This is a genomic window from Enterococcus sp. DIV1682a (assembly GCF_051711005.1).
Lineage (GTDB): Bacteria > Bacillota > Bacilli > Lactobacillales > Enterococcaceae > Enterococcus_B > Enterococcus_B hirae.
This window is the reverse complement of sequence record NZ_JBIOLT010000001.1, coordinates 1872051-1895216: the sequence shown is the minus strand read 5'-3', so window position 1 is coordinate 1895216 and position 23166 is coordinate 1872051. Positions and strand designations below refer to the sequence as shown.

The following is a 23166-nucleotide window of genomic DNA, read 5'->3' as shown; positions in this document are numbered from 1 at the left end:
TTTTTGTGTCTTTTTTTTTATTAAATTTTTAGGAGGAAAAATCATGTCATTTGTAGGATTTAAAAAATTAACTATTGGAGTATTTGATGAAACCGGAAAAGTTCCAGAAAAAAATCAGTTTGTAATTGAAGGGAAACAAGATAAAGGTGCTACGGTTTCGGCTGAAATTACAGGATTAGCAAAAGAATCAACTAAAGTACATGGTTCTGATATTGCTTATTATGTTTCTCAAAAAGGTACTGGGGATGTCAGTATTAATTTTGGATTATTAGATCTACCAGAGGATGTCAATGATAAAATATTAGGTTACAAGGTTAATGATCAAAAAATTAGTTTTATGGGAGAAAATACTGAACCTCCATATTGTGCGGTGCTATTAGAATCTTCTGACCTAAGTGGAGAAACTGCTTTGTTGGCAGCATTTAAAGGTAAATTTAGCCGTGAATCTATGAAATTAAATACATTAACAAATGAAGCTTTTGAACCAGAAGCGGAAGAGTATGTGTTTTCTGCAATTGCAAACTATGCAGAAGGGGATGCTAAAGGTCAAACGGTAGGTAAGTACATTGGATCTGACCAAGAATCAATTAAAGCTCTTAAGGCATTAACATTTCCAGCGGGGGAGTAGTAAGCCCTGATGTTTCTTTGAAAAGTTTGAAAAGTAGGGAGATAGACAGGGCTGAAAAAGAAGATAAACCAAATGAAAAAAATACGGTTGCTGAAATTAAGTCATGGCTAACGGAAAATAATATTAATTTTAATGACATTACATTAAAAAGTGATCTATTAAATTTAGTGAATAATGTGCAAAAAGAGGACTAGTTTTTTAGTTCTCTTTTTGTTTTTTAGATTGAATTAATGAAGGAGAGAAAAAAATGGCAATCAAAAATAAGACTCAATTAGTTTTAAAAGATAAAGATGGAAAAAAAGTTGTTCATGAAAAAAATAATTTAACTGCTGGAGATGTGTTAGATGCTTTAGAATGTCAGGAACGTATGTATGCAGAAAATACTACGGCAGTTAAACAATTTAACGAACTTGTTGAATTTAACATTTCTTTATTTAACAGTGACGAAGTTACTCGTGAGTCTATTTTACAAGGTTTGACAAATGATGAAGCTTTTAGTGCTTTGAACCAACCTATTTTAGATATTTTAGGAATCGATCCTTCATCAGAAGAGAATGAAAAAAAGTAAGTCCTACAGAAGCAAAGAATGATTTATTGAATTTATTTAGACAATTAGTTCAGGCTGGTTGGTCTGTAAATGATATTGAAAATACTAATTTCAATCGTTTGATTCAAATTGTATGTTCTGAAAAAGCCAAAGAAAAACCAAAAGAAATGGACTTGAAAGATTTCTTGAAATCATTATAGGAAGGAGGATAACTATGACTACTGGAAAACCAATCGGTAATATGATTATCAATCTTGACTTGAATAGTTCTAAATTAACTAGGGGACTAACTGGTGCTAGAAATGCTGTTAATTACCAGATGAAAGCAATGAAGGCGCAAATGCAAGTTATGGATGCTTCTGGAAATAAATTAGGTGTACTACAAGCAAAATATACTGGGTTAGGTAATGTACTACAAGCTAATCAAAAACAAATAGAAATATTAACTGATAGATATAAAAAAAGTTATGATGAAAATGGAAAAGCAACATCAGCTACTATCAAATATGCGAATCAATTAAATCAAGCAACAGCTAGACAAGCGAGTTATGAAGCACAGATTAAACAAACAATTGGTGCATATGCAGAATTACAAACAAAAATAACAGGAATAACTGGAGTAATTAATAAGACATCTGATGTTCTGCAAAAAGCTGGAAATTCAGCACAGAATATCGGCACTTCCTTAACACATGGCGTGACTATTCCGATTGCCGGAGCCGTTACTGCAGTTACAACTGCGGCAGTCAAATGGGAAAGTGCATTTGCCGGGGTAAAGAAAACAAATGACGAAATTGTAGATTCCAATGGTAATATAGTTTACTCCTATAGTGATTTGGAAAAAGGGCTTAGAGATTTGGCGAAAGAATTACCAGCAAGTCATGAGGAAATTGCAGGAGTTGCAGAAGCAGCTGGTCAATTAGGGATTCAAACTGACAACGTTGTAAGTTTTACAAAAACAATGATTGATTTAGGAGAATCTACCAATATGTCTGCAGAAACTGCAGCGACGTCTTTTGCTAGATTTGCAAATATCACACAAATGTCTCAAAAAGATTTTGAGCGACTAGGTGCTGTGGTTGTTGATCTTGGGAATAATCTAGCAACTACTGAGTCAGAAATCACAGAAATGGGACTCCGTTTGGCTGGTGCAGGGAAACAGGTTGGAATGAGTCAAGCTGAAATCATGAGTTTTGCAGCGGCATTGTCTTCTGTAGGTATTGAAGCTGAAGCTGGAGGAACTGCTTTTTCTAAAGTAATGGTACAAATGCAGTTAGCAGTTGAAAAAGGTGTTGGAGCTTTAGAACCGCTAAAACAAACGGTAAGCAGATATGGTTATTCTTGGGAACAATTTGTTCATGCTATTACTTGGGGAGGAAAAGAACTAACAGATCTTTCTAAAAAAATAGGTATTTCGTCTAAAGATCTAAAAGAAATGTACAAAAATGCTAGTGAATCAGCAGGGAGCTTATCATCTTTTGCGGATGTAACCGGAAGAACATCAGATGAATTTGCCAAATTATTTAAGAGCAATCCTTCTCAAGCGATTATTGAATTCGTAAAAGGGCTTGGCGAAGCAGAAAAACATGGAACTTCTGCAATTTCTATTCTGAGTGATATGGATATAAAAGAAGTTCGCTTACGGGATAGTTTATTACGTGCAGCTAATGCTAGTGGTGTTTTTGAAGGTGCAATAAAACGAGGAACTCAAGCTTGGGAAGAAAATACTGCTTTAACAGATGAAGCCAACAAACGTTATGAGACCACTGAATCAAAAGTGAAGGCGCTGAAAAATGAAGTTGTTGATATAGCTATCGATATGGGTGGACCATTCGTAGATGCTTTAAGAGATGCTCTAAAAGCTTCAAAACCATTACTTGAAACATTAAGTAAAGCTGCAAAAGCATTCTCAAATACTAGCCCAGAAGTTCAAAAATCTATTGTAAAACTCATCGCGTGGACTACAGCCGCAGGACCAGTTCTAAAAATTGCTGGATCAGGAGCTTCTAAAATTTCAACTTTTGGGCAAGCATTCGTTGATTTAAACGCAAAATTAAATAAACGCTCAGCAATGAAAGCAGCTGAAAAAGGTTTAAATTTTCTTAGCACTGTTTCTATTAATGGAAGTGCTAGTTTGGGCAATTTAGCTAAAAACTTAGGAGAAACTGCAGGTAAAGCAACTGTTCTTGGTAGTGCTACTAGTTCAGCGGCAGGTTCTAGTGGTATTGGAGCAATGACAGCAGCACTTGGAGGATTGAATCCAATTCTTCTTGGAATTGTTGGTGTTGGAGGAACTCTAGCTCTAGGGTACGCAGCTTGGAAAACTTTTGGAGAAGAAGCATGGAACTCTTCTCAACGTGTAAAACAATGGGGCGTTGATGTAGGAAGAGAAGTTGATGGTACGTTAGATGGTGTTCAAGATAAATTGACCGGAGCTAATGGTAAGTTCGAATTATTGAAACAAGGATTTACTGAAGCTGATGCTACTTCAATGGCTGATAACTTTGAAAAAGCGGGTAAGTCATTAGAAACATCATTAACAAATAGAATTTCTGCTATTGATAAATCATTAAAAGGACTTCCTGAAACTGTTCAGCAAGCGATGAAAGAATTTGCTGATTCTGAAAAAGAAACAATGTGTAAATCATTATCTACTATTCAGGAAAACAACGAAAAAATTAAACAAATTCGTCAAAATGCAGCAAATGAAGGAAGAGAACTTACTGCAAATGAATTAAAAATTATTCAAGATTTGAGTACAGAAACTTCAAAATCTTATATTGAAACTTTAGATGTCACTGCTAAAGAACGTAAAAGTATTTTAGCTGCAATGAACGGAGATGTAGAACAAGCAACAGAAGAAGAAGCCAAAACATGGATTCAATCATTGGCAAAACAAAAAGCTGAGACAACTGAAAAGTATAAAGAAATGCTTGAAGAAAAGAAAAAAGCATTGAAAGATGCAGGAGCAAGCAAAGAACTCATTGATGCATTAGAAGATGAAATGGACGATTATATCAAAACAACTAATGATGGATTTGATCGACAAATTTCAGTAATTGCTGAGAAATATCCTAATTTGATTAGTCAAGTAAATTTTTCAAATGGACAATTATTTAGTGCAACAGCTGCAGCCATAGATGAAACAGGGCAATATACTAAAACCTTTATTGCTAATAATGAAAAGATTCTAGAACAAGCTGAGAAAACTTCTAATAAAATTGCAGAAAATGCAAAAAAGACTGCAGAAGAATTAGGAATGTTTGCTGATCAAAGCACTCATGCTGGAAAAGTTTGGAATTCTCTAACTTTAGATCCAAAAACAGGAAAAGTTAAATCAAATGTTCAGGAAGTAATAATTGAAGCAACAAAAGACTTTACAAAATGGAACGAATTAAAACCTGTTATTCATGATGCTAATTTAAAAACTAATGCAAAAGATGTAATTTCTATTGCAGCTGTTGAAAATGGCTATTGGGATTCGATGAAGTGGGATGAAAAGGAACTATTACTTGAAGATGAGTGTTCTAAAAATGTAGTTCAAGCCTTAGAAAACGCTGGAAAGTGGAAAGAATTAGATATTCCTTCAAAAAGAGCAATTTTAACTTCCAATACTCCTGAAGTTATGGGTGAAACTCTCGTGAATTTGGGACTTTGGGATACTTATAAGCTTCAAGTAAAAGATTTAGATTTGAACACTTACAAATTTTATGATGCCATCAATGGATCGGAAGAAAAGTTGAATGCTTGGGCTAGTTTAGATGATCCTACTAAAGAACTACTGCTAGACGATGCGGAATTTGCAACTAAAATCTTCAATTCTGAAAAACTACTTGAGCGTTTCGATCAGTTATCACCTGAGATAAAATATTTATTAGCAGATGATTCAGAGTTCGCTGAAACCATTTTATCATCTGATCGGATGTGGAGTGAATGGTCAAAACTTCCTGATAATGAGAAAAGATTACTTGCAGACAATAAAGAGTTAACTGCTACTGTTTTATCTTCTGAAGAAACATATCGAAGATGGATGGAATTACCAAATTTTCAAAAAGAAATGTTAGCAGATAATACTGATTTGATGAATAAAGTCATGGAATCACAAGAAAGTCTAGAAGCATGGAAGAGATTGCCAGATCCGATAAAAGGAATTTTAGGTAATAATGAAGATTTAAAAACGAAATTAATTGATGGATCAATAAAAATTGATGATTTTAATAAAGTATTACCGGACTTGAAACGACTACTTGGTGATTCATCAAATTTATTTAATGCTACTATGTATGCTAATTCTGCAATAAAATACTTTAACGAGAAAAAAACTGACAAAAAAGAATTAAAAGGTGATTCATCTAATATTCAAAGAGAAGCTTTGATTGGAGAAAATGCATTAAATAATTTTCAAAAGAACAATCCTATACCTAAAACCTTGCAGGCTAAGGATGATGCTAGTGGTCCAGCTGATGCAGCTAAAGAAGCTGTTGAAAAGTTTTCAAAAGGTGACTCAGTAATTACTAAAACATTAAAAGTAGTAGCAGATATTGGTGGTAAGGTTATTAATGGTCTGCACTTTGCTAAAATTTTAGGATTTGAAAAAGGAACGAATTATCATTTAGGTGGTCCAGCAATTGTTAATGATCAAAGGGGACCACTTTATAAAGAGTTAGTTTTACCAAAAGGTGGCGTACCATTTATCCCAGAGGGGAGAAATGTTTTCTTACCTAATTTGCCTAAAGGATCCAAGGTATTAAATGCTAAAGAAACAAGGCAATTTATTCCTAAATATGCAAATGGAATTGGTGAAATTACTACAGTGACTAGTTTTAATTCGCTAATTCAAGCAATTGAAGAATTGATTAATACCTTAAAAAATAATACAGGATCAACATTAGGTAGTAACACTCAATCTTCTGAATCATTACAACAAGTTTCACTAGACAATCTTGTAAGCCAAAATGATCAATATAAATTGATTGGAACTGAATGGATATCTAACATGATTATTGGTTGGAATGAAATGGTTCCACAGTTTACAAGTAATGAAAATATATTTGTTTCAAATTACATGAACCAGTTAAAAGCACAAAATATACCTAATTATAATTTAGGTATTTCGTGGAATCGAAATCTAATGACAGGTTGGAATAGTTTAACTGGGACATTTATTGCTACAATCAATTCGTTTTGTAATCAAGTGATGGTTACGCTCAGAAACTACAATACTCCTATATACAACAACGGTCGATCATGGCAACAAAATAATCTTAATGGTTGGAATTCATTATATGGATCATTCATAGCCCGTGTAAATCAGCTTGGTAACGATTCGATTAATAATCTTCGTTCAAAAAATGGCGGATTTAATGCTGCAGGTTTATTTTTAATGCAATCTTTGATTAATGGAATCAATTCAATGGGAAGCCCTCTATCCTCAACTATGAATAGCGTAGCTAATAGAATGGTAGGAGGAATTGGAAAAGGTGTTAATGGGGTTATTTCTGGCGTTAACTATGTATTAAAAGAAGTTGAATCAAGTAAGACGATTGGTAATTGGGCAATACCACAGTATGCAAAAGGAACAGTAGGACATCCTGGTGGTTTAGCAATGATTAATGATCAAAAAGGTCCAGTTCATGAAGAATATGTACAAATGCCAAACGGAAAAGGCTTCATTGCTAAAGGGCGAGACTTATTGGTTAATTTACCAAAAGGAACACAAGTTTTAAATGCAACACTTACTAAAAAATTGAAAAAATATATAAATATTCCTAGATATGCTAATGGTACTAATAATTTCGATTTAGCTGATTTGTTGGATAATGAAAATGCTGTTCTTAAATTTTTAGATGGAAAAGTTGATTATAGTAATCTTACTAATTTATGGCTAGATATGACCAAATCTGGCGTAAAAGTAATGGCAAAAGCATCGAATAAATTTCTTCAAACAAAATTGAGTGAATTCTTTACACATGGAAATTTTGATGGTGCAGTAAATGCAAATGGTGTTTATCAGTATTTAGTTAATATTGCCCAAAGAGTGATGGCCAAATTCCCAGGTTTAACTGTTACATCGGGATATCGTCCTGGAGATAGATACTATCATGGAAAAAGACAAGCAATTGATTTAGCATATCCTGGTGTTTCTGGTGATAGTCGATATACAGCTGCAGCTAATTATGCATTTGAGAAGTTTCCATCGAAAATTGCTTATGTTATTACGAATGGTCGAGTAAGAGATAGATCCGGTATGTCTGGAACAGGAGCAAGTGGACAATGGACTGCTTGGCCAGATGGTGATCACTTTGATCATATTCATTTAAATGGACTTTTGGGAGTGGGTAATATCTTTAAAGTAGGAAGTTCAACGGGGGTTGAGCGTTGGCGTTCTGTAGCAATAAAAGCACTAAAAATGACTGGTCAATACAATTCAGCAAATTTAAACGCTCTATTGCATCAAATGCAAACTGAATCTAATGGAAATCCTAAAGCAATTAATAATTGGGATAGCAATGCAGCAGCTGGGATACCTTCTAAAGGTTTAATGCAAGTAATTGATACAACATTCCGTTCTTACGCACTTCCTCCCTACAATAAAGATATTTATGATCCACTTTCAAATATTCTTGCTTCGATTCGATATACTTTGAGTAGATATGGGAGTTTATTAAATGGTTGGCGTGGAGTTGGTTATGAAAATGGTGGTTGGATTATGAAGGATGGTCTTTTCCGTGGTGGGGAAGGAAATAAACCTGAAGTAGTTGTTCCGTTAACTAAAAAAACGAGAGCTATTGAATTGGTAGGGGAAGTACTCGCTTTCCTATCAGGCAAATCAAAACAAATAATGCGTATTGGACAAAATGATAATCATTCTGAAGAATTACTTGCTTTAATTAAACAACAGCAACAACAACATAACGAAATGATGGCCATTTTAAAAGCAATCTTAGGAAAAGACTTTATTATTAAATCTTCTGATATTGGTAAATCTGCAAATAGTTACATGGGGGCAGATTTAGCGAAACTCCGATATATAAATGGAGGTATATGATGAATGTTTTATAAATTGATGTTTAATCAAAATGGTCATATATTTGATCCACAAGAGAAAAACAGGATTATTTGTAAAGAAATCAAACGTCAGGCGCCAGTATATGAGGCAAGTTATGAAGAATTTCAAGGGACGAACGGTAGCAGAGAAATAAATGCTAGTTTTCGTCCTTTTGAATTAGTCTTGACTTTAGACATCTTTTATAAGAATAAATATGATAAGGAATTACTCCTTACTGAACTTTATGAAATGATTTTTATAGGATATCAATATTATATTGGTTATGATTTGAGTCCTGGTAAAAGGTTTAAAGTCAATCCTAAAAATTTTGAATTAACTGAAGAAGCAAATGATTATTCTACAATTGAGATTACATTTGATGTTCCATCTGGCTGTTCTGAATCTTTATCAACGACTTTAAATGGTTTTACGTTAGAAAATGATTGGCAGTTTTCTCAGGGGTTAATTTCTGAGGACTATAAATATAAACATAAAACAAGTAATTTTATTATTTATAATGCTGGTAGCTTTGAAATTGATCCACGAGAACATTATTTAAGAATTACATTAGAAGGAGAATCAGAAGGAAATGTGACAATCTTTAATAAAACAACTGGTGATCGATTTATTTACTATCCATCACTTTCGACGAATCTTGGTCAGATGCTAATTTTGGACGGAGTGATTCCCAAATTAAATGGTGTAAGTTGTGGTATTAATACAAATCACGGTTTGATCAATTTAGTAGAGGGGATAAACGAAATCGAAATCCAAAATATTACTCGAGTAAATTCTTCGTGGGATTTTCGTTTTTTGTATAAGTAGGTGATTAAATGGATGATATAATTGTTCGAAATTATGAACAAACCAAAGAAGAAATCCTTGTCAGGTATGACAAGGATTCTTTTTATGAGGACTGGCAACAAAATGAAACTTGGGAAATTGGGCTATCAGTAACAAATTTGATCAATCAAGAAGTGTTTGATTTGATTGAGTATGAATCCTCGATTACTTTTAATGGTCAAGAATTTATTATAAAAAAAATGACTAAAAATGTAGTAGGTGGATTAGTAACCAAACAGATAGTTGCAACACATATTTATTATACAATTCAAGATGGTTATCAATATGAAAAAGTAACAGGTACAAAATCGATTAATCAATTGTTGACACATATTTTTAAAGCTGGTAATCGAGGATTTACATGGGAAGTTATTGATCCAAATAAAAAGTTTTTAACTGTTCAACAAGAGAATTTTGGTGATGGAAATTATTTGAAGCTAATTAATGAGCTTCTTTCAGATTATAATGCAGTGGTTATTCCTAATAATAAGCATCTTATGTTTTATCCGATTAGTGAGTATGGTCAGAAAGTAGAAGAACAAATTCGCTATAAATATAATACTGATGATGTTACGTTTGATATTGATACTTACTCATTGAAAACTCAGATTAAAGGCTATGGAAAATTGAAAGAAGGTATTAACACAGAAAATCCAAAAGATAGTGATTATGTGTTTACACCAATCACGTATACCAGTCCGGAATCAGAAACATGGGGAATTAGGATTCAAGATCCGGTTACTGATGAACGCTATACGATATCGGGAAATATGCTTGAACGTTTAAAAAACGATTTACAAGATTATCCAAGTATTTCTGGATCAGTTACTTTAAAATGGAAAATCAATCCTCAAAAAGGAGATTACGTACCATTTATTTATGAACCACTAAATATTAATACTTATATACAAGTAGTGGGAATAAAAACTTATCCAGCAATTCCTAACAAACCACCAGAAATTACATTAAGTAATACAAAGAAGACAATGACGGCTATTTTAGCGAATATGGTAAAGAAAGGAGTAGTTTGATGTTATTAAAGAAATTAACCACTAATCTTATTACAGGAAAATGGAAAGAAATATTTAATCATAATGTTGATTGTTTAAATGACTTAGAAACCTCCTTAAAAGAAAATGACGATTATTTAAACAATCGAATTGATAATCTTGTACTATCTTCTGGTGGAGATTCGCCAAATGAAGTAGTAGATGGGAGAGTCGATTATAAAGGAGAAACGTATAGCGTTCTTCAAGAACGTTTGATTGCATCTGAACGACTATTTAGAGGAGAAATAGACGAATTGCAGAACAAACAACTAAATATGCAAAAACAAGTGGGACAATTAAATGGGAGTATTGAACAAATCATAGGTGGTTCCGCTGCACAAATTAACATTTACGTTTCAGCAAGCAATGGAAGTGATCAAACTGGAGACGGTTCGGAAGAGAATCCGTTTGCGACTATTCAAATGGCTTTCAACCAAGTACCTTTGATTACTATCCCATCAGTTACAATATGGATTGATTCCGGTGTATATTTGGAAGATGCTGTTCTTAGAAACGTTAACGTGACATCAGTATATGTACGATGCAGAGACAATATAGATAACATTGATGTTTCAACCTCGGATTTGCCAGTTAAAGTTAGAAGTATCGCATTTTATTATGTCCGCGGCTACATTCAGGTCAGTGGATTACAATTTGTTGATACTGCCAATGGTCCTACATACGGAGGTAGTATCTATCAGTTGTTAGCTGATCAAAGTGGTTATATGTCGGTTGTAAAATGTAAATTTGCAAATGATAATCGAAATACTGCGTCCATGGGAATATGTATAAATGGTACTTCACAGTGTCATGTTTACAACGGAACGTATTTTTATAAACAAAACATTGCTATCAGAGCGAAATTCATGGGAACGATTCTTATCAGTGATATTGTCGGCTCACAGAATGTAGTTGGTGCGCAATCTGACGATGGCTTGATACGCCGCGAGCCGCCCACTAGCTTTGCTGATACGCAAACGAAAGTTACTGGTTGTGGTCTATACATTAAGAAAGGACTAGTGTTGGGTTAATGATGTATAAAACTAACGATTCAATCATTTGTATTCAAGCGGAAGCTACGAAACCAATTTATACAAACATTGTTTTTTGGTCGCATGACAGAGGAACAGCCAAACTAAGATTCAAACTGATGAAAGAGAATACTCCGCTTAGTTTAGCGGAAGGGACGACCGTTCCAATTCGATTGAGGTTCAAATCTGAAACAGCAGAAGGCGGATATGGAAAACATGACTATCTTGCCACTATTGAAGATCGTGTGAATGGTATTGTATCTATTGTATTAGAAGATAATATTTTAGGATATGTCGGAAAAGTAGAAGGTAGCGTATATATTGATTTTCCAAACGACCTCTCGTTAGATACAGCTGGTCGTTTTACTTTTTACATCAAACGCAGTCCAATTGATGACAGTATGCCAGAACTAGAAGATTATTATTTCAATGGTTTTAGTCAAAACATTGATAAAATTGAAAAAATTCTAGCTGATAGAAAGTTAGAGATTGATCAAAAAATTGCGGAATCCGAAACTCAGATTGATGGAAAACTAAAAGACACAAACGACAAAATCACGAAAGCTAATCAAGATATCGCAGCTCTCAATACCAATATTGATAAGGCGAATGACTGTATTGATCAAACTAATCAGCAAATAGGCAACCTTGGAAAGCTGAAAAAGATGTACAGTAACAGCATCGACTTCTGGGACTATGATTATAGTGGAAATCCAAATCTATTAAGCACTATAACTAGTGATTATTTTACAACAAAAGATAATGTAACAATCACCAACGAAAATAGGGGTGTAAAATTAACTTTTAGAAATTCTGGATTTGGTGCTGAAACAGGAAATGTCATGCAAATCAAGCCCCAAACAACCTATACGCTTTCTGCTAAGGTAACAGTGAATGAGGATTTTGTAGGAGACTTGTCAAAAGTTCGACTAACTTATAGAAAATTTCCTGGAGGTAACATTCTGCTGGGAACAAACTTAGCTGATACGTTAGTTGGAGAAACAAAAATGATTTCTGTGACTGGTAGTGTATCAGAGATGAAACAAGTAGAGCGTACTTATCTACGTTTAGATAGTAATTCCCAAATAGTGGATGGATCAATCAGTATAGAATATATCAAGTTAGAAGAAGGAGCAATACCTACGCCATATCACCCCAACTTATTTGAAAAACCATGGCAGATATCCAAAATTCCTTTGAATGAAAATCTGGCAAATCAGTCGGTTGTATTTCCAATAAATACATCAACTTATAATTTGTATGCCGCAAAGATGAAAAAGAAGTTGGAAATAGGGAAAACCATGACAATTACACTAAAAGGAACGAAGCCAGTCAATCAGTCTTTTAAACTATTTGGAAATGGTTCGATTGATTACGGCACATTAACCCCTGTGAATGGTTTAGTTGATACATGGCGTTTAACTTTTACACCTAATGAGGTAGCTACTGCTAATCCTAGCAATATCGAACTTTACCAAGTACCAAAAAATACACTTGGAAATTGCACAATTGAGTGGTTAAAAATAGAAGAAGGAGATGTAGCTACTCCGAATATCATAGATTATAAATATTTCGGTGAAGGCTTGAAAGATAGTGTTAATCCAAATGATTACAGCTGGGACATCACACCTGAGTATACAGAAAAGAGTTTTGCGAGAGAAGACTGTGTGGTTCATAATTCAGGAAATGAATCTATTGATGGTTTTAAAGACTTTCGACAAACACCAACAGTGAATGATACACCAGTAGCTTTAGATCGTTTTGTTTCAAAAACAGTAAAAACAACGAATACAACAGATTTTACCAATGAAAGTTCAGTCAGATTTGAACGATGTGGACGAAGTGTAGTGGCTAATTTTGCGATTACAAATAAATCAGCAAATTTTGCTGGATGGAAAGTTTTAATGCCTTTTCCAAGAGGATATAATCCGATTTCGCTAAAGGATTGGGGTGGAACTTTGGCAAATAAAACCAATCGAAATCCTGCATTATCTGTTTACGCAAATGCTTCGGGAATTGTTGTGATGGTTTCTACTACAAATTTACCAGAAAATCAAGAGTGTTCTGGAACCATCAGCTATTTTACAAATGATGCGTGGCCAAATTAATAGGGGGAATAACTAATGAAAACAATGTATGAATATATGTATCCAGTAGGTTGCAAGGTATGGGAAAATATGCCAGATGATTTCCCAGAAGGAGTGCCGTATACCTTGGTACCACCATTACCAGATATTCCGTTAGATCGTCAGTTTTGGAATCCGAGTGAACGGAAATGGGAAGAAGTTGTCACACAAGATTTCTCTAAAAAACTAGAGTTGTTGGAAGAAATCCATCGTAAGACCGAACAACAGCTTGAACAAGTTCAAGAGGAAAATCAAGCGTTTAAAGAAAATAATCAATCATTAAATGAACAAGTTACGAATTTACAAGTGGCAATGACCTAAATTTATGAATATTCATTAGGGAGTGAGTAACATGGAAAACATCTATGCAGACCGAATCAAAAAAGGAAAGAAAACGATTGATGACGTACCTAAAACATTAAAAAAGAAAGTTCAAGCAATTTTGGATAAAAAAGAAGATGAAAAAGTGAAAGAAATTCTCACTGAATAGGAAGAGGGTGAGAAAAAATGAAAGGTATCGATCAGATTTTTAACAAGCTAGTCGCAATCGACGGGCTTATTTTTTTACCATTAACAGTTATATTGATCGGGTTTATTATTTTCGCTTCTTGGCGAATCAATATTTACTATCGAAATGAACTACATGATGAAAGAGAAAGCTCAAAACAGGACCGACGAGACTTTTTGGCTACGTTGAATGAGTTGAATAAAGGATTTGAATTTATACGTTCAGATGTGAAGCGAATCGATGACAAAGTTACTGAAATCGAGAAGGAAGTACGGAAATAATTCTGTGCTTCTTTTTTATGTTTGAAAGGTGGTGAGGTATCGTGGAATCATTCTCAACTGAAATGATACTCGCTATGTGTGGGTTATATGTGGCAGGAAAAGTGTTAAAGGAAATTCCTAAGTTTCCCGACTGGGGAATTCCTTTAGCACTTACGATAATTAGTTGTATTTGTACACCACTATTATTTGGTGGGTATAACGTATTTCACTTTTTTGTAGCTATTGTGGCTGTAGGAATTACAGTGTATGGCGATCAATTATGGAAACAAACGACTTATGGAATCAAAGAATTAGATAAAGGAGACGATGAAAATGAGTTACACAATTAACAAAGAATTTATGTTAGCAGCAAACGAAGGCGATTCAAGAAAAACTCAAAATTGGTACATTATCGCTCATGAAACAGCCAATCCTCGTGCAACTGGGCGGAATGAAGCAAGTTATATGAAAAATAATTGGCGTAATGCTTATACGACTCATGTTGTAGGCGATGGTATCGTTTATTTGATTGGAGAACCAGGCTATGTTTCTTGGGGCGCATTAGATGCCAATTGTTATGCACCAGCGCAAATCGAATTACAACATACGACAGATAAAGCTTTATTTGAAAAAAATTACCGTGTGTATGTGGAATTGATTCGCGACTTATGTAATCAATTCGGTATTCCTAAAACACTTGATGCAGGTGGAAAAGGCATAAAAGGAGTGAAAAGCCATCAATGGGTAACACAAAATTATGGTGGTGACCACACGGATCCATACGGCTATTTAGCAAGTATGGGAATCAGCAAAGAACAGTTTGCACGAGATATAGCGAATGGTTTTGGTTCTAGTTGTAAGACAGTAACTGCACAATCTAAACCAGTTGCAAAACCACAAACACCATCCGACCATGACAAAGCAGTAGCAGCAAGTAAAGCTGTTCATCAAGGTAACGCATGGGCGAAACTAGACAAATTCAATGAAGTAAGTAAAGGAAAAGTTCGAATTGCTGGTTGGCTAGTGCCAGATAAACCAGATGGTCCAATTGGAAAATGTGCTTATATTCTTATTATGAAGCATGGCACAAATAAAGAAATCACTCGTGTGGCTTCCCAAGGGATCAAACGCCCTGATGTGAAGAAAACCTATGGATACAAAGGTGGCGATGCTTTAGGAATGGACGTTACTGTGGATCTAAGTTGGGTGAAAAAAGGAACGAAAATCGATATCATTTTCCGTCGTTGTAATCAAGCAAATGGTGAAGGTGCAGTGAATGATGTGCGTATCAGGGATATTTATTTAACATTATAAAAATGTGGTATTAATTTTAAAAAAAAATTATTGAAGGTAAGTTTGAAGTAATATATTATTGTTATAGAGATTTTGGCTATTAAATTATCTCTCATATACAAGCTAATGAGTCTCTATAACAACTCCCTCTTTTTTTGACATCTGATTATGTAAATCTGGTAGAATGTTCTTTTGTATCTCTTTCATGTCCCCTATCAGATTTGCATGACACCTTGTACTTTTAGCTTAACTGGTCAGATCAGATGGCTTATAACTATCTGATTGTAGGTTTTAATTCTACAGGGTACATAAAAATTTAGTTACCATTAAGGAGGAACTTATATGGATAAAAGACTTAAATTTATCAATATTCTCAGTTTATTAATAGGAATATTAGTAAGTATAGAAATTTTTACAAACTGGTTTGGTATGCTATTTTCTAGTCTCATTCCTGTTTTATTAATGGGAGTAATAGGATTTATACTTTCTATTTGGTCATTAAGTAAAAATAGTAGTCTTATTGAAAAAGTTATCTCAGTATGTGGATTGTTGTTAAATATTATCCCTGTAGGATATTTTATATTATTATTTTTTGCAATAGGTTAATATCTTATGTTTTTTTGACATGTTATATAGGGAAGTTAATCTATAATTTAAATTATTTTTCAAACATATTTGATATGCACTTTATTTCTTTATTTTAATTTATAAGTATAAAAAAATAAAAAACAATAAATTTAATTATGTTAAAATGATAATGTCATCATATTACACAATCTTAACCCCGTTTCCATTTATGGTGACATCTATTCAGAGCTACTTGAAAGAGTAGCTCTTTCTAGTTTCTTTAGATTAATATATTTTATAAAAAATAGATTGTATTTCTATTCTGACGTTTTTGATTAAATATAATGTTTTTCTTATTAGGCGGTATTTTTTATATTAGATATAACAAAAACAAATAAAAAAACTTGATTTCATATATTATAATTATAATGTGCTACAAGATATTCCATGTTGTATTCGCATTATTCAGTTTAAACTACGTAGCACAAAATAAAATTCGTAGTAAACTACGATCAACTTCACAAAGATCTCCTGTGTTTTACTGCGATTTATTATCTATAAGACTACTCATAAGAGTAGTCTTTACATAAAAAACTAATAAAGAAGGTATCACTATGTATTATGTAGAAGTACAAACACGAGGAGTAAAAAACAAACAATATGTCAAAAGTGTAATCAATAATTATCCACTATTAGGATCATGGAAAGAGGCTGAACCATTTTCAAAAGAATGTGCATTGCAAATAAAATCAGTTTTAGAATAAGAACTAATTTGTGGAAAAGCAATTGACAATATTTTAGAAAAGTAAAATTTATTAAAGTTTTAAGTAAACGATGTAATATTATATTAGTAGCGTTAGTCATTTATTTTCAATTTCAATTTTTTCGTCCTTTAATTAATCATTTTAAATGCTTAGTCTAAATTTTTGTAATAAAAAACGTATCAAACAATTATCTTTGTGTTACCATTACTTCCGTGTTATAGTAAATAAGTAATCTAATTTGAAACGTAATCTGAGCGATATATTCACACTATAAAAACTCCTTTTACTAATTAATATTAATTGCAACAAAACACGTATTATATACGTATTAGGAGGAAATATATATGAATAACGGTACAGTAAAATGGTTTAACTCAGATAAAGGTTTTGGATTTATCACTGGTGAAGATGGAAATGACGTATTTGCACACTTCTCAGCTATCCAAGGCGATGGATTCAAAACATTAGATGAAGGTCAAGCTGTTTCTTATGATATTGAAGAAGGACAACGTGGCCCTCAAGCAGTAAATATTGTAAAATAATGTTGAACTTTAACCACCTCAATCGAGGTGGTTTTTATATAATGGCTCATAACCGTCCGATCGTAAGTTCGAGTCCTACAGGGTACATAAACTTTAAAATTAACGTTTTATTCTAGAATAAAATATAAAAATAATTTTTTGTTGCATGCGGATTAGTTTGTTGTTATAATTTTTCTAGAAGATTAAGCCATGATCGTCAGAATGCGGTTATGGCGTTTTTTGTATAGGTGGTAATATGATTAGCAAACCGTTTAAAACATTAGATAATCAGATTGATATTTTGATAAGTAGAGGACTGGTTGTTTCCGACAAAGAGGTAACTAAGTCTATTCTTTTGAGAGAAAATTACTATAATGTTATTAATGGATACAAAGATATCTTTTTGTCCTACAGGGTACATATAGTAAAAGCATTCAACTTGTTAAATGGTTGAATGCTTTTTTGTTATTGAAAAATAAAAAATGTAATCATGTTATTCTCTTTCCGAATATTATTGCCCTAGTCTTTTTTGTATCTTTTTAATTTGATATACTTATTTTTGAGGTGATTCCGAAAGTGAGAAAAATATCAAAGATATTAATTATGTTTTCCATTGTTTTAACTGGATGTGTTTACTCATCCAGTAGCTTATTGAACCATAAAGAAACTTACCTAGTAGCCCATAGAGGTGCACATATAATTGCTCCTGAGAATACAGTTGAAGCTATGAGAGAAGCAAAATCACTTGGCTATAATGCAGTAGAAGTTGATGTAAGAACTAGTAAAGATGGAGTGAATTTCTTGATGCACGATGACACTCTTGATAGGACAACAAACGGAGAAGGACAACCAGAAAGGTTTACAATCAAACAGCTTAAAGAATTGTCGATAGATACTTCAAATTATCCAAAATATAAAGATAAAAAAGTTAATATACCAACTTTTGACGAAGTAATTAAAGAAATAAGTAAAGACAAATTAATTGTTAATGTGGATGGATCAAAGGGAGATTGGAATGACGATAAATTTGTTGGATCAATTGTAAATACATTAAAAAAATACAATGTATATGATCGTTCTTTTTTTGTCCTTACAAATAAAAAAATTAGAGATAAGGTAGTAAAGAATCATCCTGATTGTACGGTTTCATGGTTATATGATTCAAAAAATAACATTGATGATGATATACAACAAGTTAAGCAATACAATAAAGCTTTGCTATCAGTATCAAATGACTTAGCAACAAACCAAGTAATTGAAAAATTAAATAAATCTGGAATTATGTACCAGATTTATGGTGTTAATGATGCTGAAAGGTTTAAAAAGTTAAAATCATTAGAGGTACCTATAGTAGAGACAGATACAATCAATCCGAATAAAATACAGAATAATTAGTATAGAAGTGCACTCCAAAGAGTGCGCTTTTTTTGTTGGAAAGTTGGTGAACTATGAGTATTGATGCGATTATTTCTGCTTTAAGTATTGCAGGAACCTTAGTTGGTACGTTTGCAGGCATTGTTTTTTCAAACAAACTGACCATTTATCGAATTGAGCAATTGGAGAAAAAAGTTGAAAAGCATAACCATATTGTTGAACGTACTTTTCTATTAGAAGGACGGATGAATGAAGCAGAACATGATATTCAGGAAATGAAAGGAGGCGATAAGAAATGATTTTACCTGATAAATATTATTAAATTATTAAATGGACAGTGCTTATAGTACTGCCAGCTTTATCTGCATTAGTAGCCACATTAGGCAAAGCATATGGATGGAATGAAACTGATATGACAGTTCTGACTATCAATGCAGTAGCGACGTTTTTAGGTGTTATCACTGGTGTGTCTGCATATAACTTAAAAAAATAGGAGGAAAAAAATGAAAAAGAAAATTACTATTACTGCGATGAGCCTATTAATGGCTCTTTTTTTATTGCCAATTAATGGGTTTGCCTATACGATTAACAATGAATTTAATTTGGGCCCAAACGAAGGTAGCTCTCAAGTAGCAAATAATAAGTACATTTTACTGCATGAAACGGCTAATGAAACAGCAACAGGACGCAATGAAGCGCAGTATATGCAACGTTCATGGATTAGTGCTTACACTGCTTACATTGTGGGGGACGGCGGAATTGTTTATCAAGTCGGTCAACCTGGTTATGTACAGTACGGTGCTGGTTCGTATGCTAATGCTAACAGTCCTGTGCAGATTGAGTTACAGCACACACATGATAAAGCAACTTTTGAAAAAAACTATAAAGCATACGTTGAATTGGCTAGAGATTCAGCAATGAAATATGGTATTCCATTAACATTGGACACGCCTTATAACCAACCAGGAATCAAATCGCATTTATGGGTAACACAAAATATTTGGGGGGATCATACAGATCCTTACGGTTATCTTTCTGAAATGGGCGTAAGTAAAGAAAAATTAGCATATGATTTAGCTCATGGTTTTACGGATGATAATCCAACTACTTCGGAGGATAAACCAGTCATTGATCCAACTAGAGCAGGCGCAGCAAATCCTACACTGACAGATGGAACAAATTACGCCCACATTGATCAGTTTGGAGAAATCGAAAACGCAAACTTGCATGTAGCTGGATGGCACATTGCTAACTATAAATACGAGTATATCTTCATTATGGATTACAATACTGGGAAAGAATTAGCTCGAGTAAAAGCTGATGGAATATATAGACCAGATGTAAATCAAGCTTATAGTACTTCTGGAAATGTTGGTTATCATGTATCTTTCAATATGCGTAACTTCCCTAATAAAAAAGTTTACGTAATGATGCGTGCGACAAACGATCCAGAAGGAAATACTAAGGGTGGAGCACAAGATTTTCATGACAAGCGTTGGTATTTAAATATTCCACAACGATAAAAAGTTCCCCCCTCTTTGAGGGGCGGTACATAAAAATTTATTATTTAGATTCTATAAACATGTGCAACTTATCTAACAAGAAAGTATATATTCTACAGAAGTAAACAAATAGCTTATATTTTAGGATGTACACAAATTGACAAGTATAATAAAACTTTGATAAAACACAAATGTTTTTTTATTTTTATGTGTGATTAGTTAGAACTTACTTAAATCCTATTATAATATTTTTGTTAATGATTTTAATAAAATGATTGGAGAGAAAATGATGGATCAAAAAGCGTTTATCGAATCTATTGATTCTACAATCGATAGATTAAAAAAAGAAATTCGATTTTATAATAGAGTAATTGGTATCGGAAATATTATAAAAATAGTCTTATCAGCTAGTATCCCAATATTAATTGATCAGGCTTCCGAACACAGGTCTTTACTATTGATTGTTTCAATTGCTTCAGCAATAATTACAATTATACAAAGTGGGATGTCTGCATTTAATTATCAAGATAAAGTACAGACTTCGACAGAGTTATTAATGAAAATTGAAAAAGAAAAGTTGTTATATATAACGAAAACATCCCCATATAATAAAACAGATGAAGAAAATTTCCATTTAATCGTTACAACCCTTCAAACTGAATTAATTGATATTATCTCTGATTTTAATCAAGTTAATAACTAAAAATTTATTTAATTAGAAAGTAGTGCAGATAATACTAATTGTACAATTAAGAAAAGAGATAAGACTTTACATTCCTAAAAAAATGTAAAGTCTTATCTCTTTTCTTAATGCTATAAATTCACAATAACATTATGGACAATAAATTTAAAATTTATTCAGACTGTAGACAAACTCCTAAATTTAGAGTGTTGTTTGCAGTCTGACGACTCAAAAATGAGTCGTATAAATCAATTATAGTAATAAGTCATTGATTTCTTTAAATTCTTTATCAAGTTCTTTTTCATCATATTTTTCATATTTATCAGCTTCATGAAGAACTTTTTTAATTTCATGAATAGCCTTTCGTTCAACTAACCATTTTTTTAGGTTATGTTTTTTTTCTGGATTTTCAGATAATGTATCAAGTTCGTCTAACTCTTTATCCAGTTTATTGACAACAGAAACAATTTTGTTTACAACTTTTTCTTCTTTGTTTTCTAAATTTGACATTTATCTTCACGTCCTTTTTATTTGATAATTTAAGTATAGAACTTTGATATAGTTTATACAAATAGAAACGCTTCTTCGTGTATTCTGTGATTTTCTTTTGAAATGAGGAAAACTTTGGAGTAAAATGAACGTGTACAGAACAATATTTAGGAGGAATAAACTATGTGTACGTCTATTACTTATGTAACAAGTGATCATTATTTTGGAAGGAATTTTGATTATGAAATATCTTACAATGAAGTAGTCACTGTTACTCCAAGAAATTATAAGTTGAATTTTCGAAAGGTAAATGATTTGGATACTCATTATGCAATGATTGGTATTGCCGCTGGTATAGCTGACTACCCTCTTTATTACGATGCGACAAATGAAAAAGGATTGAGTATGGCTGGGCTAAATTTTTCTGGGTATGCTGATTATAAAGAAATACAAGAAGGGAAAGACAATGTATCTCCTTTTGAATTTATTCCTTGGATTTTAGGACAATGCTCAACAGTAGGAGAAGCTAAAAAATTGTTAAAAAATATCAATTTAGCAAATATAAATTATAGTGATGAACTTCCTTTATCCCCTTTACATTGGCTATTAGCTGATAAAGAAAAGTCAATTGTCATTGAAAGTATGAAAGATGGACTTCATATATATGATAACCCTGTGGGCGTTCTTACCAATAATCCTTCATTTGACTATCAATTATTTAATTTAAACAATTATCGTGTCTTATCGAGTGAAACTCCTAAAAATAATTTTTCAAATCAAATAAGTTTGAATGCCTATAGCCGCGGTATGGGAGGGATAGGCTTGCCTGGAGATTTATCCTCAGTATCTCGTTTTGTTAAAGCGACTTTTACGAAGCTGAATTCTGTATCTGGAGATTCAGAGTCAGAAAGTATTAGTCAATTTTTCCATATCTTAGGTTCAGTAGAACAACAAAAAGGTTTGTGTGATGTTGGTGATGGAAAATATGAATATACAATTTATTCTTCTTGTTGCAATGTTGACAAAGGAATCTATTATTATCGAACATATGAAGACAGTCAAATTACTGCAATTGATATGAATAAAGAAGACTTAGATAGTCATAAGTTAATTAGTTATCCAATTATAGAAAAACAACAAATTAAATATATAAATTAGTTAATGTGTTGTGATTGATTATTTAATATAGATATAATACAAAAAGGCAAAGATATTTTCAAAACATTTTTTCTTGATGTGATATCCTTGTCTTTTTTGTAATGTTTTTAACTTATTGCTTTTGCAAAATTTATTTACCTGTTTTCTGGATCAACGATAGTGTATATTATGCTATCCTTGTTTGGATTTTAGGACGTTTAAAGAGGCACTTTTTTACATAACTTAATCCATAGACCTTTTAAGCATGCTGTGAGATAATAATAAAGAAGAGTTTAAAGCGCACCCAAACCACTTCCCTTAAGTGTATTACGCTTTAAACTCTTTTATATTTGAAGCCATTAAAAAGCATACCATATAACTATAAAAAATAATGGGAAAAAGACTTATAATTGGAGTGGTAGTTAATTAGTGACTTATTTTTGGTTTTATAGCACTGATACTATAAAATATAGATATCATCATATTACACAATCTTAATACTAACTTAAAAATATCTCTTTTTATAAGTATGGTGATAAAATCCGTTCCGGGCTACCTTTTTAGGTAGCCTACTTTAATCTTTATACCTTTCTGGATCAACGAAAGTATACTTTATATAGTCATAACGCCGATGACCGCTCCGTGCGTCTGACACATTCGTCACGATATCAAATATACATCTTTCTTCATGCTCGTTTTCGCAGCAGGGATTTTAAAGTAGTTTTTATTGGAATAATAGAGATTAATTAATAAGCTATCTTCTATTGCTAATGGTCAGAGCAGACGGCTCATAACCG

The 23166-nt window shown here is 32.7% G+C and carries 22 protein-coding genes, 1 tRNA gene and 1 pseudogene; 22 read left to right on the top strand and 2 right to left on the bottom strand.

Annotation, left to right across the window (positions count from 1 at the left end):
* The first annotated feature begins 43 nt into the window (after nt 1–43).
* The 21 genes from IGJ23_RS08565 (at nt 44) to IGJ23_RS08465 (ending at nt 20764) form a co-directional block, all read left to right on the top strand.
* Entirely contained in the window at nt 44–628 is a 585-nt protein-coding gene (locus IGJ23_RS08565) for a major tail protein (RefSeq protein WP_034867903.1), read from the top strand.
* Between the two features lie 247 nt (nt 629–875).
* Nucleotides 876–1196, top strand: a complete 321-nt coding sequence (gene gpG, locus IGJ23_RS08560) for a phage tail assembly chaperone G (RefSeq protein WP_010718743.1) — start codon at nt 876–878, stop codon at nt 1194–1196.
* Nucleotides 1197–1389: 193 nt separating this feature from the next.
* Nucleotides 1390–8223: a phage tail tape measure protein gene (locus IGJ23_RS08555; RefSeq protein ID WP_438718847.1), complete on the top strand. Its 6834-nt coding sequence runs from the start codon at nt 1390–1392 to the stop codon at nt 8221–8223.
* 3 nt (nt 8224–8226) lie between these two features.
* Nucleotides 8227–9048, top strand: coding sequence for a phage tail domain-containing protein (locus IGJ23_RS08550; protein WP_034867907.1), 822 nt, complete (start codon nt 8227–8229; stop codon nt 9046–9048).
* Between the two features lie 8 nt (nt 9049–9056).
* Nucleotides 9057–10097, top strand: coding sequence for a phage tail protein (locus IGJ23_RS08545; protein ID WP_010718747.1), 1041 nt, complete (start codon nt 9057–9059; stop codon nt 10095–10097).
* Nucleotides 10097–11146: a hypothetical protein gene (locus tag IGJ23_RS08540; protein ID WP_010718748.1), complete on the top strand. Its 1050-nt coding sequence runs from the start codon at nt 10097–10099 to the stop codon at nt 11144–11146. The genes IGJ23_RS08545 and IGJ23_RS08540 overlap by 1 nt, the downstream gene beginning before the upstream one ends.
* Nucleotides 11146–13254 carry a BppU family phage baseplate upper protein gene (locus tag IGJ23_RS08535; protein WP_080292491.1) on the top strand — a complete coding sequence of 703 codons (2109 nt, stop codon included), beginning with the start codon at nt 11146–11148 and terminating at the stop codon, nt 13252–13254. The genes IGJ23_RS08540 and IGJ23_RS08535 overlap by 1 nt, the downstream gene beginning before the upstream one ends.
* Before the next feature lie 15 nt (nt 13255–13269).
* Nucleotides 13270–13593, top strand: a complete 324-nt coding sequence (locus IGJ23_RS08530; protein ID WP_088764506.1) for a hypothetical protein — start codon at nt 13270–13272, stop codon at nt 13591–13593.
* A 31-nt stretch (nt 13594–13624) separates the two neighbouring features.
* Entirely contained in the window at nt 13625–13762 is a 138-nt protein-coding gene (locus IGJ23_RS08525) for a CD1375 family protein (protein ID WP_010720098.1), read from the top strand.
* Nucleotides 13763–13779: 17 nt separating this feature from the next.
* Nucleotides 13780–14061 carry a hypothetical protein gene (locus IGJ23_RS08520; RefSeq protein WP_438718850.1) on the top strand — a complete coding sequence of 94 codons (282 nt, stop codon included), beginning with the start codon at nt 13780–13782 and terminating at the stop codon, nt 14059–14061.
* Between the two features lie 41 nt (nt 14062–14102).
* On the top strand, nt 14103–14390 hold the full coding sequence (locus IGJ23_RS08515; RefSeq protein WP_010720097.1) for a phage holin family protein: 288 nt from the start codon (nt 14103–14105) through the stop codon (nt 14388–14390).
* Nucleotides 14374–15354: an N-acetylmuramoyl-L-alanine amidase gene (locus IGJ23_RS08510; RefSeq protein WP_438718852.1), complete on the top strand. Its 981-nt coding sequence runs from the start codon at nt 14374–14376 to the stop codon at nt 15352–15354. The genes IGJ23_RS08515 and IGJ23_RS08510 overlap by 17 nt, the downstream gene beginning before the upstream one ends.
* Nucleotides 15355–15568: 214 nt before the next feature.
* A tRNA-Ile gene (locus IGJ23_RS08505) sits at nt 15569–15642 on the top strand.
* Between the two features lie 33 nt (nt 15643–15675).
* Entirely contained in the window at nt 15676–15939 is a 264-nt protein-coding gene (locus IGJ23_RS08500) for a hypothetical protein (RefSeq protein WP_010737825.1), read from the top strand.
* Between the two features lie 575 nt (nt 15940–16514).
* The gene (locus IGJ23_RS08495) at nt 16515–16664 is read left to right on the top strand and encodes a hypothetical protein (RefSeq protein ID WP_205222260.1); all 150 of its coding nucleotides are present in this window, start codon (nt 16515–16517) and stop codon (nt 16662–16664) included.
* 344 nt (nt 16665–17008) lie between these two features.
* The gene (locus IGJ23_RS08490; protein ID WP_010718754.1) at nt 17009–17206 is read left to right on the top strand and encodes a cold-shock protein; all 198 of its coding nucleotides are present in this window, start codon (nt 17009–17011) and stop codon (nt 17204–17206) included.
* A gap of 582 nt (nt 17207–17788) precedes the next feature.
* On the top strand, nt 17789–18580 hold the full coding sequence (locus IGJ23_RS08485) for a glycerophosphodiester phosphodiesterase (RefSeq protein ID WP_174270247.1): 792 nt from the start codon (nt 17789–17791) through the stop codon (nt 18578–18580).
* A gap of 53 nt (nt 18581–18633) precedes the next feature.
* Complete coding sequence (locus IGJ23_RS08480) at nt 18634–18858, top strand: hypothetical protein (protein WP_010737823.1); 225 nt, start codon at nt 18634–18636, stop codon at nt 18856–18858.
* 23 nt (nt 18859–18881) lie between these two features.
* On the top strand, nt 18882–19052 hold the full coding sequence (locus IGJ23_RS08475) for a phage holin (RefSeq protein WP_225429081.1): 171 nt from the start codon (nt 18882–18884) through the stop codon (nt 19050–19052).
* A 10-nt stretch (nt 19053–19062) separates the two neighbouring features.
* A complete protein-coding gene (locus tag IGJ23_RS08470) occupies nt 19063–20082 on the top strand; it encodes a peptidoglycan recognition protein family protein (protein ID WP_438774858.1) in 1020 nt (339 codons plus the stop codon).
* A gap of 250 nt (nt 20083–20332) precedes the next feature.
* Entirely contained in the window at nt 20333–20764 is a 432-nt protein-coding gene (locus IGJ23_RS08465; protein WP_002308843.1) for a DUF4231 domain-containing protein, read from the top strand.
* Nucleotides 20765–20995: 231 nt separating this feature from the next.
* Here the strand turns inward: IGJ23_RS08465 and IGJ23_RS08460 are convergent, their stop codons facing one another.
* Entirely contained in the window at nt 20996–21253 is a 258-nt protein-coding gene (locus IGJ23_RS08460; RefSeq protein WP_002295273.1) for a hypothetical protein, read from the bottom strand.
* A gap of 162 nt (nt 21254–21415) precedes the next feature.
* On the opposite strand from IGJ23_RS08460, the gene bsh reads away from it, so the two are divergent.
* On the top strand, nt 21416–22390 hold the full coding sequence (gene bsh, locus IGJ23_RS08455) for a choloylglycine hydrolase (RefSeq protein ID WP_002287105.1): 975 nt from the start codon (nt 21416–21418) through the stop codon (nt 22388–22390).
* 553 nt (nt 22391–22943) lie between these two features.
* Here bsh and IGJ23_RS08450 read toward each other — a convergent pair.
* Nucleotides 22944–23140: pseudogene (locus IGJ23_RS08450) on the bottom strand (DUF5960 family protein); the annotation flags it as partial.
* Nucleotides 23141–23166 lie beyond the last annotated feature (26 nt).

What these genes read in the sequence shown, in the direction of transcription:
- IGJ23_RS08525 (WP_010720098.1), top strand. Translation starts at nt 13,625, where the DNA reads ATGGAAAACATCTATGCAGACCGAATCAAAAAAGGAAAGAAAACGATT.
- IGJ23_RS08510 (WP_438718852.1), top strand. Translation starts at nt 14,374, where the DNA reads ATGAGTTACACAATTAACAAAGAATTTATGTTAGCAGCAAACGAAGGC.
- IGJ23_RS08495 (WP_205222260.1), top strand. Translation starts at nt 16,515, where the DNA reads ATGTATTATGTAGAAGTACAAACACGAGGAGTAAAAAACAAACAATAT.
- IGJ23_RS08520 (WP_438718850.1), top strand. Translation starts at nt 13,780, where the DNA reads ATGAAAGGTATCGATCAGATTTTTAACAAGCTAGTCGCAATCGACGGG.
- IGJ23_RS08545 (WP_010718747.1), top strand. Translation starts at nt 9,057, where the DNA reads ATGGATGATATAATTGTTCGAAATTATGAACAAACCAAAGAAGAAATC.
- IGJ23_RS08565 (WP_034867903.1), top strand. Translation starts at nt 44, where the DNA reads ATGTCATTTGTAGGATTTAAAAAATTAACTATTGGAGTATTTGATGAA.
- IGJ23_RS08480 (WP_010737823.1), top strand. Translation starts at nt 18,634, where the DNA reads ATGAGTATTGATGCGATTATTTCTGCTTTAAGTATTGCAGGAACCTTA.
- IGJ23_RS08535 (WP_080292491.1), top strand. Translation starts at nt 11,146, where the DNA reads ATGATGTATAAAACTAACGATTCAATCATTTGTATTCAAGCGGAAGCT.
- IGJ23_RS08540 (WP_010718748.1), top strand. Translation starts at nt 10,097, where the DNA reads ATGTTATTAAAGAAATTAACCACTAATCTTATTACAGGAAAATGGAAA.
- IGJ23_RS08555 (WP_438718847.1), top strand. Translation starts at nt 1,390, where the DNA reads ATGACTACTGGAAAACCAATCGGTAATATGATTATCAATCTTGACTTG.
- bsh (WP_002287105.1), top strand. Translation starts at nt 21,416, where the DNA reads ATGTGTACGTCTATTACTTATGTAACAAGTGATCATTATTTTGGAAGG.
- IGJ23_RS08550 (WP_034867907.1), top strand. Translation starts at nt 8,227, where the DNA reads ATGTTTTATAAATTGATGTTTAATCAAAATGGTCATATATTTGATCCA.
- IGJ23_RS08500 (WP_010737825.1), top strand. Translation starts at nt 15,676, where the DNA reads ATGGATAAAAGACTTAAATTTATCAATATTCTCAGTTTATTAATAGGA.
- IGJ23_RS08530 (WP_088764506.1), top strand. Translation starts at nt 13,270, where the DNA reads ATGAAAACAATGTATGAATATATGTATCCAGTAGGTTGCAAGGTATGG.
- gpG (WP_010718743.1), top strand. Translation starts at nt 876, where the DNA reads ATGGCAATCAAAAATAAGACTCAATTAGTTTTAAAAGATAAAGATGGA.
- IGJ23_RS08485 (WP_174270247.1), top strand. Translation starts at nt 17,789, where the DNA reads ATGTTTTCCATTGTTTTAACTGGATGTGTTTACTCATCCAGTAGCTTA.
- IGJ23_RS08490 (WP_010718754.1), top strand. Translation starts at nt 17,009, where the DNA reads ATGAATAACGGTACAGTAAAATGGTTTAACTCAGATAAAGGTTTTGGA.
- IGJ23_RS08465 (WP_002308843.1), top strand. Translation starts at nt 20,333, where the DNA reads ATGATTGGAGAGAAAATGATGGATCAAAAAGCGTTTATCGAATCTATT.
- IGJ23_RS08460 (WP_002295273.1), bottom strand. Translation starts at nt 21,253, where the DNA reads ATGTCAAATTTAGAAAACAAAGAAGAAAAAGTTGTAAACAAAATTGTT.
- IGJ23_RS08470 (WP_438774858.1), top strand. Translation starts at nt 19,063, where the DNA reads ATGAAAAAGAAAATTACTATTACTGCGATGAGCCTATTAATGGCTCTT.